Here is a 17,717-nt window from a genome sequence, read left to right on the forward strand (position 1 = left end):
TTGCGCGCCGATTCGCGGCCCCTGATGCTCATACTCGGTGCTTTGTGGTACTGCGGAACATCTCTCTATCACGCTTCAATCACATCATTTACTTCATCCTCGGCTCTCAACAATGAAATCTGCAAGCCCTTAGCACGGGCATATTCTGGGGAACCCCGCTGCAGCCGGCTAAAGAACAGGTCCAATAGCAGGTCCTTTTCATCATCAATCAGGTCTCGCCGCTCTCTTATCTCTGTAATGATTTCCGCGCGGCAGTCCTCGCTCATCTTTCCATAGTAACGCTCGGTGATTACATCGGTCTCATGCCCAAGATTTAATGACCATGCCTTTCTTTCTCTCGCAGACTTGCACACCGATGCGCCAAGCGCAGCCAAGGTATCTCGCGCGCAATGCGGGCTGTAGCTGGCGCCCGCGACAACGCTTGCAGATCTGAAGGCCCGAGTGACCGCACCTGTACTGGTCATAGGTTGAATGTTCTGGTGGCTGCTCAATTTATGACACAGCCTCCGATAATCTGGAAATAAGGCATCGTTGCTCCCAAGACCCAGATTCTTGATCAACTTAATCCAGGTACACACAACTCCTTCAAAATACTCGGTGCGCGGAAAGAAGCTGGCAACGAAATTCTTTCCGTTCTTGCCCTTTAGGCTCCTCCCATCGTGGATGACGGTCCCTTCCTCTATATAAACATGTTTCAAACGGAGATTAATCAACGCAGTTGCACGGAATCCTGACAGGAAGGCCATGTCAACGATTGCTTGGTCACGCTTTTCGCGCAGGCTAACGGACCTCATGCCGTCGATCATTTCGGCAGCTGCCTTTATGTCTGGGTAGTCTCGCACCTTTGGTAGTGCTTTGGCGGAGAGCCGCCGCGGCAGTTCTAGGTAACCCGGCAAATTTGAACCAAGTCGCCGAAAGCCGTTTTGGCTCCTTAACCAGTCGAGGAATGCCCGGACATGGGAGGCTCGATGCCTGACTGTTGATACCGACAGCGCCTGGTCGCCGTTCTCGTCCAGTCGCAACAACAGGTCCTCGCGATAAGCAGCGACATCCCGTTGCAGAAGCATCTCAAAGGGTTTCCCCCCGACCGACGCTTCGAACTCCCTGATGGAAACGAGGTGCGCCGCAATGGTTTTGTCGTCATAACGGCCAGCATATTGCTGCCACTCAAATACCACTCGATCGTTGCAGGAGCACACGGCGCCCACAGTATTTTCGTCCCTCTTTGTGCAAATTTTTCCAACACCAGCCTGAGAGCCAAGTACATCTTCGTCTATGGCTTTCAAGCTGGTGTTGTTTTGGGCAGCTTTCTGGAGCTTGTCGCACTCCGTCTCACTTAGAAGCTTTGAGGTTCGCGCTCCGCAGTCCGGACACGCGGCGAAGACCTTCGGTCGAGCCATCGCATCAGCTAGAAATTCCAGGGAACCAACGTGCGGAAAGACAATCGCCTTGCAGGTGAAACATTTGAATTGTCCGTGCCGAAGTGATTGATGACTTCTGGACCGACGAACCTCATGGAACCGGCTCAGTTCCTCTCCGCGAAACAACTGCGGCCCTTCACCCGGAGATGGGCACAATCCATCGCGAACCCAATTCGAGACGGTGGTACGGCAAACATCATAGAGATCCTTGACCTGAGGCACTGAGTAAACTCGATGCCTCATTGGACGAACCTTCTTGTACGAGCGGCTCATCTTGCACCCTGAGCCCGACGGCGCGCCTCGAACTGCTCCAGATCCACGCGAGCCCAGCGGGTGACTCTCTGTGAAAAGCGGATAGGCTCCGGTAGATCACCTTTTTTACACCATCGCCAGATCGTGGCGGGAGACACGCCGAAGTAAGCTGCAACTTCCTTGACCGACAGGTAGTTTCCACCGGGCGCGTGATCCGGAGAAACGACGGCAACGGAAGGCTGCTGCTTCGCCGCCATGTCACTCGACACGGCTGCGGCAACGCAAGTTGCATCGCGTTCATCGGAAAAAAGGTCGAACTGTCTTGGACTATCTGAGTCAGCATTGGACATGCTTGATCCCCTTCTTTGAGGGCAATCAAGACAACATCCTGCGCCTATGAATTGCGATTGTACTACGGGCTTATCAGGTAGCCCTCACCTATGGCTTCAGCATGCAACGACCTGAGGCGACCTGACAAGCCATTTGTTGGCCTTTCACTCAGCATCGCAAATGTGGGGCTCAATGTGGGGCCATATGTGGGGGCCCACATTATTATATATGAGAATCAATCGATTAGCCAAAATAAATGGCGGAGGAGGTGGGATTCGAACCCACGGTACGCTTTCACGCACGCCGGTTTTCAAGACCGGTGCATTCGACCACTCTGCCACTCCTCCGGCGGGGTCTGATGCTGGTAAAACCCCGCCGTGGGGGAAAAGGCAACACCCCTCACGCCAATTTTTGCTTGGCTCCGATATCCCGGGTTTCCATGCGCCCTTCACCTATGTATTGTGACGTTCGAGAGCAGTTCAGCCGGGCAAACCGGCGGCAAAAAACGCGATGGCGGGCAAAGACCCGACCACTCGGCGGACAAAGGGGCGAAGCATGGGCAAGGGCAAACTCCTTCATGTAGGCGTGATTTCCGTGTCGGTTCTGGCACTCGCGGCTTGTGAGGATGGCACGGGGCTGAAACTCGGTGCCAAAAAGGCCGATGGCGCGGAGGTCTCCGCTGCGGCGAGCCGTCCGGCGGCGACGAAGCTGGTGGAGCGCGATGTCGAGGCGCCCGAGGTCTTTTCCAAGAACGAAGACGGTCTCTGGGATGGCCGCCCCTCGCTGGGCGGTGTCTGGATCGCCCATCCGGATGTGAAAGAGCCCGAACGGGTGATCATCCGCAACCAGTCCAACGGCAAGTTCGTGATCGGCGCCCTCTTCAAGCGCGAGCGTGACAACCCGGGGCCGAAGCTCCAGGTCTCTTCCGATGCGGCCAATGCGCTGGGCGTGCTGCCCGGTGCCCCGACCAAGCTGAGCGTCGTCGCGCTTGTGCGCGAGGAAGTGCCCGAGCAGGCTCCTGCCGCTGCGGCCCCTGCCGCCGCCGCAGTCGACGCCGAAACCATCGCCGAGCCCGAAGCGATCCAGCAGAAGTCGCTCGATGCGCCGCTGGCCGCCGCTGAGGCTGCTATTGCCGCCGCCGAAGGCACCGGAACCGCTGGGGCCGATGCGGCCATCGAGACGGCAGCCGCCCCGACACCCCAGCCGGAAAAGGCCAAGAAGGGCTTCTGGCAGCGCCTGAAGGGCAAGAAATCGCAGCGCGCCAAGGCCGATGCGACCATCGCTGCCGCCCCCGATGCGGCCCCCCCCACGGCGCCCGCCGGCGTGGCCACACCAGAGATTTCCGCCGCCCCGCTGGCGCCCACGGCAGCCGCCGCGACCGCAGCGGCGCCCAAGGCCGCAGGCCCCAAGCCCTCGGGCGGCAAGAACTACGTTCAGATCGGGATTTTCTCGGTCGAGGAAAACGCCAACCGCACCGCTGCCAACATGCGCAAGTCCGGTGTGGTGCCCACCGTCTACGAGCAGCAGTCCGCTGGAAAGACCTTCTGGCGCGTTGTGATCGGCCCTGCGCATAGTGCCGCCGATCGCGCGGTGCTTCTCGAAAAAGTTAAGGCGATGGGCTTCCAGGATGCGTATTTTGTGACGAACTGAGGCGGGACTCAGCCAAAACAGCCACTCCCGCCCTGCACCACCCCCGGCACCCTCACGCCGGGGCCGGACAGGAAAGGACATCCGCCCCCATGCTTCGCCTCCACGGCCTCGCAACCCTGATCGCCGCCGCGGTGATCGCCGCCGCAACCACCGCCGCCGCCGCCTTCGAGACCCGCGCCACCTCGGCCTGGGTGGTCGACGAAACGACCGGCACGATCCTGCTGTCGAAAAACGCCGACACCGCCCTGCCCCCGGCCAGCATGTCAAAACTGATGACGCTGAACATGCTCTTCGAGGCCCTCCGCGACGGGCGGGTAACGCTGGACACCACGTTCACTGTCAGCGAGCGCGCCAAGAACATGGGCGGCTCGTCGATGTTCCTGAACACCACTGACAGGCCCTCTGTCGAACAACTCATCCAGGGGATCGTGGTGCAATCGGGCAATGACGCCTGCGTCGTGGTGGCCGAAGGGCTGGCCGGCACCGAAGACGGGTTTGCCCGGCTGATGAACGAGCGTGCCCGCGATCTGGGCATGGAAAATTCCACCTTCGCCAACGCCAGCGGTTGGCCCAACCCGGGGCAGCGCATGTCGATGCACGACCTCGGCATTCTGGCACTGCGGCTGATCCGCGAGTTCCCCGAATATTACGGCTACTTCGGCATGGAGAAGTTTGAGTTCGACGGGCGGGTGCCGACCAATCACAACAACCGCAACCCGCTGCTGAAGCTCGGAATCGGGGCGGACGGTTTGAAGACCGGCCACACCACCGAAGCGGGCTATGGCCTCGTGGGGTCGGCCAAGCAGGGCAACCGCCGGATCGTCTTCGTCATCACCGGCCTGCCTTCCGAGGATGCCCGCAAGCAGGAGGCGATCAATATCGTCAACTGGGCCTTCCGCCAGTTCGTTCAGAAGACCGTGGCCGATGAGGGCACCCGTATCGCCGAAGCACCTGTCTGGATGGGCGCGGAGCCGCGCGTGGGCCTCGTGCTGGCCAATGATCTCGACGTGCTCATGCCCGCGCTGGCGCAGGACCGGCTGGAAGCCGAAGTCAGCTACGAAGGCCCGCTGCGCGCGCCTGTGGCGGCAGGCGACGAGGTCGCCAGCCTCACCGTGACCCTGCCCGATATGGAGGCGATCACCGTGCCGCTGGTGGCTGAGCGCGACATCCCCAAAGGCGGGTTCCTGCCCCGGATCAAAACGGCGGCTGGCGTGCTGATGAAGCAGTTCGCGGGGCAGGCCGCGCCGCAATAGAATAGCGCGCCTCGAGGCGGCGGGACGCGTCCCGCCTCCCGTTCCGCAGTCAACGCTTTCCAGCGCGCCTGCTGCGCGGTTTGAGGCCGGGCGCTGGCGTATTTTCAGCAAGAAAATGCAGCACGCATCGCCCGGCCCATTTTCTTACTCCAAACATCTCCCGCCGGAGGCCTCAAATCTCCTCTGGCGAGCAGTTTGCGCCTGCCAGAGCCTCGGTATAACGTCCGCGCATGACGCAGCCTCACGGGTTTTTCATCACCCTCGAAGGGATTGACGGCGCCGGGAAATCCACCCAGGCGCGGGCGCTTGGCGCGTGGGCCGAGAGCGAGGGCCGCGAGGTGGTGCTCACCCGCGAACCCGGCGGCTCCGCAGGGGCCGAGGAGATCCGCCGCCTACTTGTGGAAGGCGCGCCGGACCGCTGGTCTGGCGAGACAGAAACGCTGCTCTTCACCGCCGCGCGGCGCGACCATCTGGAGCGCGTCATCACCCCCGCCCTCGCCGCGGGCAAGGTGGTGATCTCCGACCGTTTCGCCGATTCAACCCGCGTCTACCAGGGCGCCGCACGGGGCGAGCTACGGGAGTTCGTCGACGCGCTGCACGCCCTCGCCATCGGGCGCGAGCCGGATCTCACCCTCATTCTCGACATGGACCCGGAGGTGGCGCTGGCCCGTGGCCTCGCCCGCGCCTCAGGCGAGGACCGCTTCGAGGAGGAGGGCCTCGCCTTTCAGCAGAAGCTCCGTGCCGGGTTCCTCGCGCTGGCCGAGGCCAACCCCGCCCGCTGCCGCCTGATCGACGCGGGCCGCCCCGCCGAGGCGATCACTGCCGATGTCATCACCGCCGTCCGGGAGCATATGCGATGAGCGCCGCGCCCCTTGGCGTGGCCGAAGAGCTACCCGAGGCCGACCGCCTCGGCGACTACCCGCACCCGCGCCACACCGAAACCCTCTATGGGCAGGAAGAGGCCGAGGCCCGCTTTCTCGCCGCCTTCAACTCCGGCCGCCTTCCCCACGCCTGGCTCATTACCGGGCCGCGCGGCATCGGCAAGGCGACTCTCGCTTGGCGCATCGCCCGCTTCTTGATTTCGCAGCCTCTCGATGACGGTGGCGGTCTCTTCGGGGAGCCGGACAAGCCAGAGACCCTAGCGGTCGACCCAAACCACCCGGTTGCCCGCCGTATCACCGCAGGCTCCGAGGGCAACCTCATGCTGCTCCGCCGCAAATGGGTGGAAAAGCCCGCCCCCGCCCGGTTCAAGACCGTGATCGACGTGGAGAGCACACGCGAGCTGAAGCGTTTCTTCGCCTATTCCGCCGCCGAGAAGGCCCGGCGCGTGGTGCTTATCGACTCCGTCGACGAGATGAACGCCTCCGCCGCCAACGCAGTGCTGAAGGTGCTCGAGGAGCCGCCCGAAAACACCGTTCTCCTGCTCATCTCCCACGCGCCTGCCTCGCTGCTGCCCACCATCCGCTCGCGCTGCCAGATCCTGCCCTGTGCGCCGCTCTCCGAGGCCTCACTCACCGCCGCCCTGCGCGGCGCCGGGGCGGAGCCGCCGGAAGACCCGGTGCAACGCGCCGCGCTCTCCGCGCTCTCCGAGGGCTCGGTCGCCACCGCGCTGCAACTCATCGACGATGAAGGCCTCACGCTCTACGCCGCCCTGGTCGCGCTCTTCCGCGACCTGCCCCGGCTCGACCGCCCCGCCACGCTCGCGCTGGCGGCCAAATGCGGCGGGCGCGATGCCGCCGACCGCTTCCGCCTCACCGTGCGCCTGATCGACACCCTGCTGGCCCGCACCGCCCGCACCGGCGCGCTCGGCCCACCCGCGCCAGAGGCCGCGCCCGGCGAGGCCGCCCTGCTCGCCCGCCTCGCCCCCGATACCACACGCGCCCGCGCATGGGCCGAACTGGCCGCCACGCTCGGTGCCCGCGCCCGCGCTGGCGCGGCGGTGAACCTTGACGCCCCGGCCCTCATCACGGATATCTGCCTCAAGATCTCGGACGCCGCCGCCTCCATGCGGCTCTGAGCCAAACCACCCAAGCCCGAGCCCAATGCCCCCAATCATCACCGACAGCCATTGCCACCTCGATTTTCCCGACTTCGAGGGCGAATTGCCCGAGGTCATCGACCGGGCCAAGGCCGCAGGGGTGGGCCGGATGGTGACGATTTGCACCAAGCGGGCCGGGCTGGCGAATGTGCAGGCGATTTCCGAGACTTACGATCAGGTCTTCCACGCCTTCGGCATCCACCCGATGAGCGTGGAGGGCGAGCCGCTGATCACCGTAGATGAGCTGAAGGCCGCCGCCGCCCACCCTAAATGCGTCGGCATCGGCGAGACCGGACTCGATTATCACTACACCGCCGAAAGCGCCGAGGTTCAGCAGGTCTCGCTTCGCCTCCACATCGAGGCTGCCCGCGAGACCGGCCTGCCGCTGATCATCCACGCCCGCGCCGCCGATGACGACATGGCCGCCATCCTGCGCGAGGGCTACGAGGATGGCCCCTACAGCTGCGTCATGCATTGCTTCAGCTCCTCTGCAGAGCTGGCAAAGGCCGCGCTCGACCTCGGCTTCTATCTCTCCATGTCCGGCATCGCCGCCTTCCCCAAGAGCCAAGAGCTGCGCGATATCTTCGCCGCCGCCCCGCTCGACCGTGTGCTGGTGGAAACCGACAGCCCCTACCTCGCCCCCCCGCCCCACCGCGGCAAACGCAACGAGCCCGCCTATACCGCCCATACCGCCAAGGTCGGCGCAGAGGTCTTCGGCCTCAGCTATGAAGAGTTCGCCGCCGCCACCGAGGCCAACTTCGAGCGGCTCTTCAGCAAGGTCGCCGCGTGAGCTATCGCTTCACCATCCTCGGCTGCGGCTCTTCGGGCGGCGTGCCGCGCTTGCCCGACAATTGGGGCGATTGCGACCCGAACGAGCCCCGCAACCGCCGCAGCCGCTGCTCCCTGCTGGTGGAGCGTGACGGCCCCGAGGGCACCACGCGCGTGCTGATCGACACCTCTCCCGACCTGCGCGCGCAACTGCTCGATGCCAAGGTCGGCGCGCTCGATGGCGTCGCCTTCACCCATGCTCATGCCGACCATACCCACGGCCTCGATGACCTGCGCCAGATCGTCTACAACATGCGCAACCGGGTGAAGGTCTGGGCCGATGGCGCCACCACCGATGATCTGATCGCTCGTTTCGGTTATGCCTTCGTGCAACCGCCCGGCTCCGATTATCCGCCCATTCTCGACCTGCGAGCTATCGACGGGCCGTTCATCGTAGATGGCGCAGGCGGGCCGATCACCCTCTCGCCCTTCGAGGTAGAGCATGGCCGGATCGACGCGCTCGGCTTTCGCATCGGCGGGTTGGCCTACCTGCCGGACGTGTCCGACATCCCCGATGCCGCTTGGCTCGCGCTGCAAGACCTCGACATCTGGGTGCTCGATGCGCTTCGCCGCGCGCCCCACCCCTCCCATGTGCACCTCGCCCGAGCGCTGGAGTGGATCGAACGCGCCGCGCCCCGGCAGGCCGTGCTCACCAATATGCACATCGACATGGATTACGCCGCCGTCGAGGCCGAGACCCCAGCCCATGTGACCCCTGCCTATGACGGCATGGTCTTGAGCCTGCCGGCATGAGCGCGCTCACTTCGGTCATACTTCCGGTCTTCCTCGTCATCGGCTTCGGCTACCTCGCGGTCTGGAAGCTGAACTTCAAGCCCGAGGCGACCGATCTGCTGATGGGCTTCGCCCAGAACTTCTCGATCCCGCTCCTGCTCTTCGCCGCCATGACCCGGCTCGATCTGGCGGCGAGCTTCCAACCGGCGCTGTTGCTGTCGTTTTATGCCGGCGCCTTCGTCAGCTTCGCCGCAGGCATCGCGGGGGCGCGGTTTATCTTCAAACGCGAGTGGGAAGATTCGGTCGTGATCGGCTTCGCCTGCCTCTTCTCCAACTCGCTGCTGCTGGGCCTGCCGATCACCGAGCGCGCCTATGGTGAGGAAGCGCTGACCGGCAACTACGCCATCATCGCCCTGCACGCCCCCGTTCTGCTGACCGCCGGCATCGTAGTGATGGAGTTCGCCCGCGCCCGTGAGGCGCCCCTCTCCGCCCTGCCCGGCCGCGTGGCGCGCAACGTGTTTCGCAACGGTTTCATCATCGGCATCCTCGCCGGTCTCGCCGTCAACGTGACCAGCCTGCCGGTGCCGGCTGTTATTATGGACGCGGCCGATCTCATCGCCCGCGCGGGCTTGCCTGCCGCGCTCTTCGCGCTCGGCGGCGTGCTCTACCGCTACCGCCCCGAGGGCGATATCCGCGTGGCGCTGATGGTCTGCCTGCTGGCCCTCGGGTTGCACCCGGCCATCACATGGAGCCTCGCCCATCTCACCGGGGTCGACACCCCCGGCCTGCGTTCGGCCACCATCACCGCCGCAATGGCACCGGGCGTGAACGCCTATATCTTCGCCAACATGTATGATCGCGCCAAACGCGTGGCCGCCACTGCGGTGCTCTTCGCCACCGGCCTTACGATGCTCACCGCCTGGGGCTGGCTCACGCTGCTGCCGTAAGATTCATTCGGGTACTTTTAGCAAGAAAATGGACAATTCGATTCAAATTGTCCCCACGCGTCGTGCATTTTCTTGCCGGAAATATCTCCACGGGGGTCTGGGGGTGTGAAACCCCCAGTCCGAAAGCTCAGCCGGGTGACATTCCCCTGAGGCGCTCGCTCCGCCGCCGCAGCATCTCGACACTTGCCAGCAGGGCGATGGAGATCACCACCAGAAGCGTGGCCACGGCAAGGATGGTCGGCGAGATCTGCTCGCGCAGCCCGATGAACATCTGCCACGGCAGCGTCTTCTGCCCTGCGGAGCCCACGAAGAGCACCACCACCACCTCGTCGAAACTGGTGATGAAGGCAAAGAGCGCACCGGAGATCACGCCGGGCAGGATCAGCGGCATCTGCACCTTGAAGAAGGTGCGCACCGGGTCCGCGCCCATCGAGGCCGCCGCCCGCGTGAGCGAGCGGTCGAAGCCTACCAGCGTGGCCGTGACGGTGATGATGACGAAGGGAATGCCCAGCGCCGCATGCGCCAGCACGACGCCAACGTAGGTGCCCTGCAGCCCGACGCGGGAGTAGAAGAAGTACATCCCCGCCGCCGAGATGATCAGCGGCACGATCATCGGCGAAATCAGGATCGCCATGATCGCCCGGCGGAACGGCACATGCTCGGACGAAAGGCCAATGGCCGCCAGCGTGCCGAAACCAACCGAAAGCAGCGTCGCCACCGGCGCGATGCTCACCGAGTTGCGCAGGGCCTGCTGCCAGTCGGAGTTGGTGAAGAAGTCGCGGTAGTGCTTCAGCGAGTATCCCTCGGGATCGAAGCTCAGCATCTCCGGCGTGAAGGTGAAGAAGTCCTCGGCGTTGAAGCTCAGCGGAATGATCACGAGGATCGGAGCGATCAGGAAGAAGAAGATCAGCCCGCAGATCACCCGGAAGCCGTAATACCAGATCCGCTGGCCCGTCGTTGCATATGTTGGAACTGCCATCTGCCCTACCCCAGCTTCACGTTGTCGATGCCCACGATCTTGTCATAGGCCCAGTAGAGCAGCAGAACCGCTGCCAGAAGAATCGTGCCCAGCGCGGCCGCGAGGCCCCAGTTGAGCGAGGTCGAGATGTGGTAGGCGATCCGGTTCGAGATAAAGACCCCCTTGGTCCCGCCCACCAGTTCGGGCGTGATGTAGTAGCCGATGGCAAGGATGAACACGAGGATCGACCCCGCCCCGATGCCTGGCACCGATTGCGGAAAATAGACCCGCCAGAAGGCCACCCAGTTGGTCGCGCCCAGCGATTTTGCCGCACGCAGGTAGCTCGGCGGAATGGTCTGCATCACCGAGTACATCGGCAGGATCATGAAGGGCAGCAGGATATGCGTCATCGCGATGATCGTGCCGGTGACGTTGTTGATCATCACCAAACGGTTGGCATCGGATATGAGCCCGATCCAGACGAGGATATCGTTGATCACCCCCTGCTGTTGCAGCAGCACCTTCCACGCGCTGGTCCGCACCAGAAGCGAAGTCCAGAACGGCAGCAACACGAGGATCATCAGCACATTGCTCACCCGCATCGGCAGGTTGGCCAGCAGCCACGCCACCGGGTAGCCCAGCAGGATGCAGCTGAAGGTGATTGCGAGAGACATGACGATCGTGCGCCAGAACAGCTTGAGATAGATGCGCTGGTTCTCGTCCTGCTTCTCGATGCCCTCTGGCGTGAGTTGCAGGTCGACCGAGTTGAGGAAGTAGCCCGAGGTGAACTCGCCCGAGTAGGCCTTGATCGTGCCCCAGACCTCGACATCCTCCCAGTCGTTGTCGATGTCGGCAAAGCCCGCGCGCCACGTCTGGCTCTCGAAGCCGGGTGCCGCCTCGGCGGCGGCTTCCAGCAGGGCCGCGTCGGGGCCTTGGTAGGCATCCATCTGCACCGGGCCGGTCAGGTCGAGCCAGAGCATGGCGTAGACATAGGCCCAGGGGTCTTCCTCGGCCGGGTCGTCGCCATCCTCGTTTTGCGTGAACTCCGCGAACTGCTCATAGGCGCGGGCGGTGTTGGGCAGCGCCCCGGCGATCCCGTCGCGCAGCTCCAGCGGCGTGGCCGCGCGGTCTTCCGCGGCGAGCCACTCTTCCGAGGCCATCAGCCGGGCCCATGTTTCAGGCTCTTTCCACGCCGCGTCGAGATCCTCGAACTGGTCCTGATACAGCTCGCCCATGTCTTCCACGCCCCGGCCGGTCTTGCGGAAGAGCGAGGAGATGCCCGAGGTTTCGTAATTCAGGCGGGAGCCGAGGCGGGTGTGTGTCTTGTATTCGGTGGCGACCGAAAGGTCGCGGTAGAGCGCGAGGTAGGCCGCGTCATCGGGCAGCTCGCCGCTTGAATAATCCCACTCTTCCAGCGTCTCCACCGTCTCTGGCAGGGTGCGGCTGACGATGTCGTTCTCGACCGAGCGGAACAGCATGTCGGCGATGGGCGCGATGAAGGTCAGCAGGATGAACAGCAGCAGCGGCGCGATCAGCAAAAGCGCGCGCAGCTTCTGGCGGCGCAGGGCGCGCGCGAGGCTGCGCTTCAGCGGGGTGCCGTCTGCGGCGACAAGCCGACCTGCGGCGTCGGTCTCGTCCTGCGGCGTTGCGGCGGGCACATCAGACATCCGTGTGCCCTTCAACGAGGATAATCGTGCTCTCGGCGGTGGCCTTCCGGATCAGCGAGATCTCCTGATAGGCAGGGTCTTCATAGGCGGCCTTGGCGGCCTCGAATGAGTCGAACTCGAAGACCACATGGCGCTGGCCCTCGGGCACATCGCCCTCCGGCGCCTCGGACTTGCCGCCACGGACAAGGAAGCGCGCGCCATGAGCCTTGAGGATGGGCGTGTCGCCGGTGACGTAGGCCTTGTAGCCTTCCGGATCGTTCACGACGATATGGCCGATGATGTAGCCCTTGGGCATGGTCGTCCCCCTAGTGTTCTTGGTGGGGCGGCCCCGCTGAGGGACCGCCCGATGCTGTAGGGTGGGCTAGACCCACCCGGTGCAGGTGTTACTGCGCGAGCCAGGCCTGGAACTTGGCGTCCAGATCGTCGCGGTAGTCAGCCCACCAGCTGTAGTTGTTCACGAAGGTGTTCTCCGCGTTGTTCGGATCGGTCGGCATGTGGGGTGCCATCTCGATGCCGAGCTCGGCGTGCTGACCCACCAGCGGGGCAGAAGACGCGCGGGCCGGACCGTAGGAGATGTACTTGGCCTGATCCGCCAGACGCTGGGTGTCGGTGGCGTAGAACAGGAAGTCCTTCACACGGGCCAGACGATCCTCGGGCAGACCGGCGGGCACGACCCAGCCGTCGATGTCGAACATCTGCCAATCCCAGGCCATGCCGATCGGCTGGTCCTGCTCGACGATGGCCGAGAACAGGCGACCGTTGTAGGCGGAGCCCATGAAGACCTCGCCGTCAGCCAGCATCTGGATCGGTTCGGCGGAAGCCGACCACCAGATGGTCTCGTCCTTGATGGTGTCGAGCTTGGCAAAGGCCTGTGCCTGGCCTTCGTCGGTTTCGAGCACGTCGTACACGTCATCGTAGGCCACGCCGTCGCAGAGCAGCGCCCACTCCATGTTGGCGATCGGCTGCTTGTTCAGCGCGCGCTTGCCCGGGTACTTCTCGAGGTCGAACACGTCGCAGGCGCCGGTCGGCGGCTCAACGCCCTCAGGCACCATGTCGGTGCGGTAGCCGAAGGTTGTCGAGAACACGATCTGGGGGATGAAGCAGTCGCTCACCAGCATATCGCCGAAGTCATCCTCGGCAGAGGTGCCATCGGGAGAGGCAGCCAGCTCCTCGGGGTCATACTCCATCGCGAGGCCTTCGTCGCACAGGCGGATGGCGTCGGCGGCTTCCACGTCGACGAGATCCCAGGTGATGTTGCCGGCCTCGTTCATGGCGCGCAGCTTGGCCACGGCCTCGGGGGAGCTTTCATCCCAGGTGACGGAAACGCCGTCATTCGCGGCCAGATAGGGCTCGGTGTAGGCCTTCTGCTGCGAGGCCTGATAGGCGCCGCCCCAGGAGACGACAGTCATGCTGTCGGCCATGTCTTGCGCGGCCACGCCGCCTGCCACGAGGGTCAGGGCGGTCGTCGCCAGAATGGTTTTCTTCATGGTCATGCGTATGCACTCCTTGTTGTCATGCCCGTGTTTTATCGTCCGCGCCCCACCCCGGGCAGGCAGGGCCGCGAGCCGCGTCGCTCAGGCGTCGAGCGCGCGGCAATCCTCGGGGAGCCAGCCGATCTGAACCGTCTGGCCCGGTGTCATCCGCGCCACATCAGGCGCGTTGCGGGTTTTCACCACGAAATTCTCGTTGCCCGCCACCTTCAGGCGGGTGCGGTAGATGTCGCCCATGTAGATGAACTCCAGCACCTCGGCCTGAAGTGTATGGGCGTTGTCCTGCAAGCGGTCGGGGTTGGTCTCCACCCGCTCGGGGCGGATCGACACGCGGGTGCGGTCGCCGACCTTGTCGACGTTCACCGCCTTGGCCTCGATCACCGCGTCGGAGCCATCGAGCTTGACCATGGCGATCCCGTCCTTCAGCTCGGCAACCACGCCCTCGAGCGTGTTGTTCTCACCGATGAACTGGGCCACGAAGCTGTTCTGCGGCGCCTCGTAAAGCTCGTCCGGCGGCGCAAGCTGCTGGATGCGCCCGTCGTCGAACACCGCCACGCGGTCCGACATGGTGAGCGCCTCGGTCTGGTCGTGGGTTACGTAAACCGTGGTGATCCCCAGCTCATGCGCCAGCCGCGTGATCTCGAACTGCATGTGCTCGCGCAGTTGCTTGTCGAGCGCGCCCAGCGGCTCGTCCATCAGCACCAGCTCCGGCTCGAACACCAGCGCGCGGGCCAAGGCCACACGCTGCTGCTGACCGCCCGAAAGCTGCGCCGGACGGCGGCCGCCAAAGGCCCCCATCTGCACCATGTCGAGCGCGCGCTTGATCTTGCCCTCGCGCTCGCTGGCGCTCATGCCCCGCACTTCGAGCGGGAACGAGAGGTTCTCGGCCACCGTCATATGCGGAAACAGCGCGTAGTTCTGAAACACCATGCCGATGCCGCGCTTGTGCGGCGGGATGTTGTTGATCGGCTTGCCCGCGAGGCGGATGTCGCCGTGGGTCGCCGTCTCGAAGCCGGCCAGCATCATCAGGCAGGTGGTCTTGCCCGAGCCTGACGGGCCGAGCATCGTCAGAAACTCGCCCCTGGGCATCGAAAGGTTGAGATCCTTCACGACAAGCGTTTCGCCGTCGTAACTCTTCTGGACGCGTTCGAACTCTACGAAGGCGCCATCGGCGGACTGATCTAGCAAGGCCGCTCCTTTGTCTGGTTTTTCCGGTCGCCTCCCCAGGCAACCGCTCCCTGTGACCCCAGACTAAAACAAGCGTCGGGCGGCATTACAATGGGCATTTGCGAGAATTTTGGGCAATTTTGCGTGCTTTCGGCACAGGTGTTCCCCACGCACAAATGCGGCGCAGCACCGCCGCCCTTTGCATGAAAGTTGCGCGCGCTGTGAACCCACAGCCTGCTGACATGCCCTGTCAGGAGGCCGCGTGCGCTTTGCCGCGCCCTATCCAAATGCTGGGGTAACGCAACGAAAGGATGCCTCATGCCCGCCCCGATCACCCGCCTGAACCCCGCCGCCATGCCCGACAGCACCGCTTTGGGCTATTCCCAAATCTCGGTGGTGGAGCCGGGCCGCATGGCCTTCGTCTCCGGCCAGGTCGCCGCCCTGCCCGGCGGTGCGCCGGTCCCGGAAGGCCTCGCAGCTCAGACCGAGGCGGCGCTGGCCAACTGCGCCGCCGCGCTGGCCGACCTTGGCGCCAGCCCCGCCGATATCGCCATGCTGCGGCTCTACGTGGTGGGCCTCGATGACGCGGCAATGGGCGAGAGCTTTCCACTCGTGCTGGCATGGCTTGAGGGCGCGGCTCCCTCGATCACCGGCATCGGCGTGGCTGCGCTGGCAGGGCCAGACTTGAAGATCGAGATCGAAATGGTGGTGCGCCTGCCGGGGTAATGCGCCCTTAATACACCGCTGATCTGCCGCTGATGCGTTGACATTGGCGCAGGCCGGGTCCACCCCTCCCGCACCCCCGGAAGGACACGCAGCCCATGGACCTGACCGCCGACCTCATCCGCCAGACCCACGCCGCCATTGCGCCCGACACGGTGCGCACCCCGCTGGTGCGCGCCGCCCGGCTCTCGATGATGCTGGGTCTGGAGCTCTACCTGAAGCTGGAAAACCTCCAGCATACCAACGCCTTCAAGGCCCGCGGGGCTCTCGCCAAGCTGCTGACGCTGACAGAGGCCGAGCGCGCGGCGGGCGTCATCGCCTGCTCGGCGGGCAACCATGCGCAGGGCGTGGCCTATCACGCCACCCGGCTCGGCATCCCCTCCGTCATCGTCATGCCCGAGGGCACGCCCTTCAACAAGGTCAAGCGCACCGGCGACTTCGGCGCCGAGGTCGTGCTCCACGGCACCGGGTTTGACGAGAGCGTGGCCTTCACCCTTGATCTGGCCGCCAGGCGCGGGCTGACCTTCATCCACCCGTTCGATGACCCTGTGGTCGCCGCAGGCCAAGGCACCGTGGCGCTCGAAATGCTGGAGCAGAACCCGCAGCTCGATACCATCGTCGTGCCCGTGGGCGGCGGCGGGCTGATCGCGGGCATGGCCACGGCGGCAAAGGCGCTCAAGCCCGAGGTCCATGTGGTGGGCGCGCAGGCCGAGGCCTTCGACGCGGTCAAAGCGGCGGTCGAGGGCCACCCGGGCCAGACCCTCGGCGCAACCCTCGCCGAGGGCATCGCCGTCCGCGCGCCCTCCCCCGCCAATATCGAGATCATCCGCCGCACAGTCGACCGGATCGACCTCGCCACCGAGGCCGAGATCGAGGACGCCGTCTTCGATCTGCTCTCGCACGAGAAGCTGGTGGCCGAGGGCGCGGCGGGTGCGGGCCTCGCTGTGATCAAGAAGAACGCCGAGCGCTTCAAGGGCCAGCAGGTCGGCCTCGTCGTCTGCGGTGGCAACATCGACAGCCGGATGCTCTCCACCCTCATCCTGCGCGGCCTCGTGCGCGATGGGCGCATCACCCGGCTGATCTTCAAGCTCGATGACCGCCCCGGCCAGCTCGCCCAGATCGCCGCCATCATCGGCGAGGCGGGCGCCAATGTGGTCGAGGTGATCCACCAGCGGATGATGCAATCGGTGGCGCTCAAGCAGGCCGAACTCGAGGTGGTGATCGAGGCGCGCGACGCAGGCCATGTGGAAGAGATCACCGCCGCGCTGAAGGCGGCAGGCTTCGCGCTCCGGATCGGGTCAGAGGCCGTTTAGCCTTCAGACGTTAAAGGCGACCGAGGTCCAATCCATCCCGTTCACTTGCAACCGGTGCTCCTCGCGCCCAGCCTGCGGGATCACCCGTGGCCAGAAGGCGCTGGCAGGGCGGTTGCCGTCATACCACGTAACCTCCCACTCACCGGGATTGGCCTCCAGCAGCGCCTGAAACGCCCGCCGCCCGAGGCCGCGCTCCTGATAGGGCCGCAGGATCCCGAACTCGGCGACATACCAGCAGGGGCCGCGCTCGCGGATGGTGCACTCACGGGTGATCAGGGCAAAGCCCGCAGGAGCGCCCTCCAGCGTAAAGAGATAGGGGTGCGCCCATGCCTCTTCGAGGATGTCATGGTCATAGCGCCCCGCCGCATTGACCCGGGCACCGAAGTAGGGCGCCATGTCATAAAGATAGAGCTGGAGCAGGTTGGCGATGACAGGCCGCGCCGCCTCCCCCGCCGGGATGACCTTGAACTCTCCAGCCACCCGCCTCAGCCCTCGCCGGTCATCCGCAGGATGCGGCTCACCGCCAGCTCGTAGCCCTGCGTGCCGCAGCCCACGATGATGCCATCGGCCCTCAGCGAGATGTAGCTGTGGTGCCGGAAGCTCTCGCGCTTGTGGACGTTGGAGATATGCACCTCCATCACCGGCCCCTCAAAGGTGTTCAGCGCATCGAGGATCGCCACCGAGGTGTGGGTATAGGCTCCGGCGTTAAGCACAATGCCCAGCCCGTCCTGCCGCGCCTCGTGGATCAGCTCCACCAGCCCGCCCTCGTAGTTGCTCTGCTCGGCGCGGATCTCCACCTTGCCCGCCACCTTGCGGCAGGCCTCGGTCACGTCATCGAGGGTCTCGTGGCCGTAAATCTCCGGCTGGCGCTTGCCCAGCAGGTTCAGGTTGGGGCCGTTCAGGATGTAGATGCGCTTTGCCATATGTTCCTCCGCGTCGCCCCGCCCT

At 64.6% G+C, this 17,717-nt stretch carries 17 protein-coding genes, 1 tRNA gene and 1 pseudogene; 9 read left to right on the plus strand and 10 right to left on the minus strand.

Annotation, left to right across the window (positions count from 1 at the left end; translation table 11 throughout):
- Nucleotides 1-68: 68 nt before the first annotated feature.
- The 3 genes from KUV38_RS09550 to KUV38_RS09560 all read right to left on the minus strand — a co-directional run bounded on the left by KUV38_RS09550 (nt 69) and on the right by KUV38_RS09560 (nt 2,350).
- Nucleotides 69-1,694, minus strand: coding sequence for a hypothetical protein (locus tag KUV38_RS09550; protein WP_222469823.1), 1,626 nt, complete (start codon nt 1,692-1,694; stop codon nt 69-71).
- Nucleotides 1,691-2,023, minus strand: coding sequence for a helix-turn-helix transcriptional regulator (locus tag KUV38_RS09555; RefSeq protein ID WP_222469824.1), 333 nt, complete (start codon nt 2,021-2,023; stop codon nt 1,691-1,693). Before KUV38_RS09555 ends, KUV38_RS09550 begins: the two co-directional genes overlap by 4 nt.
- Before the next feature lie 237 nt (nt 2,024-2,260).
- Nucleotides 2,261-2,350 (minus strand) — tRNA-Ser (locus tag KUV38_RS09560).
- A gap of 208 nt (nt 2,351-2,558) precedes the next feature.
- Between KUV38_RS09560 and KUV38_RS20895 the strand changes: the two genes are divergently transcribed.
- The 7 genes from KUV38_RS20895 (at nt 2,559) to KUV38_RS09595 (ending at nt 9,451) form a co-directional block, all read left to right on the plus strand.
- Entirely contained in the window at nt 2,559-3,653 is a 1,095-nt protein-coding gene (locus KUV38_RS20895; RefSeq protein WP_261385191.1) for an SPOR domain-containing protein, read from the plus strand.
- Between the two features lie 89 nt (nt 3,654-3,742).
- Complete coding sequence (locus KUV38_RS09570) at nt 3,743-4,906, plus strand: D-alanyl-D-alanine carboxypeptidase family protein (RefSeq protein ID WP_222469825.1); 1,164 nt, start codon at nt 3,743-3,745, stop codon at nt 4,904-4,906.
- 230 nt (nt 4,907-5,136) lie between these two features.
- Nucleotides 5,137-5,766, plus strand: coding sequence for a dTMP kinase (gene tmk, locus KUV38_RS09575; RefSeq protein WP_222469826.1), 630 nt, complete (start codon nt 5,137-5,139; stop codon nt 5,764-5,766).
- A complete protein-coding gene (locus tag KUV38_RS09580; protein WP_222469827.1) occupies nt 5,763-6,923 on the plus strand; it encodes a DNA polymerase III subunit delta' in 1,161 nt (386 codons plus the stop codon). The genes tmk and KUV38_RS09580 overlap by 4 nt, the downstream gene beginning before the upstream one ends.
- Before the next feature lie 25 nt (nt 6,924-6,948).
- Complete coding sequence (locus KUV38_RS09585) at nt 6,949-7,734, plus strand: TatD family hydrolase (RefSeq protein ID WP_222469828.1); 786 nt, start codon at nt 6,949-6,951, stop codon at nt 7,732-7,734.
- Complete coding sequence (locus KUV38_RS09590; RefSeq protein ID WP_222469829.1) at nt 7,731-8,525, plus strand: MBL fold metallo-hydrolase; 795 nt, start codon at nt 7,731-7,733, stop codon at nt 8,523-8,525. The genes KUV38_RS09585 and KUV38_RS09590 overlap by 4 nt, the downstream gene beginning before the upstream one ends.
- Complete coding sequence (locus KUV38_RS09595; protein ID WP_222469830.1) at nt 8,522-9,451, plus strand: AEC family transporter; 930 nt, start codon at nt 8,522-8,524, stop codon at nt 9,449-9,451. The genes KUV38_RS09590 and KUV38_RS09595 overlap by 4 nt, the downstream gene beginning before the upstream one ends.
- A 127-nt stretch (nt 9,452-9,578) precedes the next feature.
- Here KUV38_RS09595 and KUV38_RS09600 read toward each other — a convergent pair.
- The 5 genes and pseudogenes from KUV38_RS09600 to KUV38_RS09620 form a co-directional block, all read right to left on the minus strand.
- Nucleotides 9,579-10,415 (minus strand): annotated as a pseudogene (locus KUV38_RS09600) (ABC transporter permease); the annotation flags it as partial.
- Nucleotides 10,416-10,435: 20 nt separating this feature from the next.
- Nucleotides 10,436-12,076, minus strand: a complete 1,641-nt coding sequence (locus tag KUV38_RS09605) for an ABC transporter permease (protein WP_222469832.1) — start codon at nt 12,074-12,076, stop codon at nt 10,436-10,438.
- Nucleotides 12,069-12,371: a DUF1330 domain-containing protein gene (locus KUV38_RS09610; protein ID WP_074256164.1), complete on the minus strand. Its 303-nt coding sequence runs from the start codon at nt 12,369-12,371 to the stop codon at nt 12,069-12,071. Before KUV38_RS09610 ends, KUV38_RS09605 begins: the two co-directional genes overlap by 8 nt.
- A gap of 88 nt (nt 12,372-12,459) precedes the next feature.
- Complete coding sequence (locus tag KUV38_RS09615; RefSeq protein ID WP_222469833.1) at nt 12,460-13,569, minus strand: extracellular solute-binding protein; 1,110 nt, start codon at nt 13,567-13,569, stop codon at nt 12,460-12,462.
- Between the two features lie 81 nt (nt 13,570-13,650).
- On the minus strand, nt 13,651-14,754 hold the full coding sequence (locus KUV38_RS09620) for an ABC transporter ATP-binding protein (protein ID WP_222469834.1): 1,104 nt from the start codon (nt 14,752-14,754) through the stop codon (nt 13,651-13,653).
- A gap of 297 nt (nt 14,755-15,051) precedes the next feature.
- Between KUV38_RS09620 and KUV38_RS09625 the strand changes: the two genes are divergently transcribed.
- Nucleotides 15,052-15,459 carry a RidA family protein gene (locus tag KUV38_RS09625; RefSeq protein ID WP_222469835.1) on the plus strand — a complete coding sequence of 136 codons (408 nt, stop codon included), beginning with the start codon at nt 15,052-15,054 and terminating at the stop codon, nt 15,457-15,459.
- 95 nt (nt 15,460-15,554) lie between these two features.
- Nucleotides 15,555-16,769 carry a threonine ammonia-lyase gene (locus tag KUV38_RS09630; protein WP_222469836.1) on the plus strand — a complete coding sequence of 405 codons (1,215 nt, stop codon included), beginning with the start codon at nt 15,555-15,557 and terminating at the stop codon, nt 16,767-16,769.
- A gap of 3 nt (nt 16,770-16,772) precedes the next feature.
- Here the strand turns inward: KUV38_RS09630 and KUV38_RS09635 are convergent, their stop codons facing one another.
- Nucleotides 16,773-17,249 carry a GNAT family N-acetyltransferase gene (locus tag KUV38_RS09635; protein WP_222469837.1) on the minus strand — a complete coding sequence of 159 codons (477 nt, stop codon included), beginning with the start codon at nt 17,247-17,249 and terminating at the stop codon, nt 16,773-16,775.
- A 5-nt stretch (nt 17,250-17,254) separates the two neighbouring features.
- Nucleotides 17,255-17,692 (minus strand): type II 3-dehydroquinate dehydratase, encoded by a 438-nt coding sequence (gene aroQ / locus KUV38_RS09640; protein ID WP_222469838.1) that lies wholly within the window; start codon nt 17,690-17,692, stop codon nt 17,255-17,257.
- Nucleotides 17,693-17,717: the final 25 nt, after the last annotated feature.

This window comes from Vannielia litorea (assembly GCF_019801175.1).
In the GTDB taxonomy this organism is placed as follows: Bacteria; Pseudomonadota; Alphaproteobacteria; order Rhodobacterales; family Rhodobacteraceae; genus Vannielia; species Vannielia litorea_B.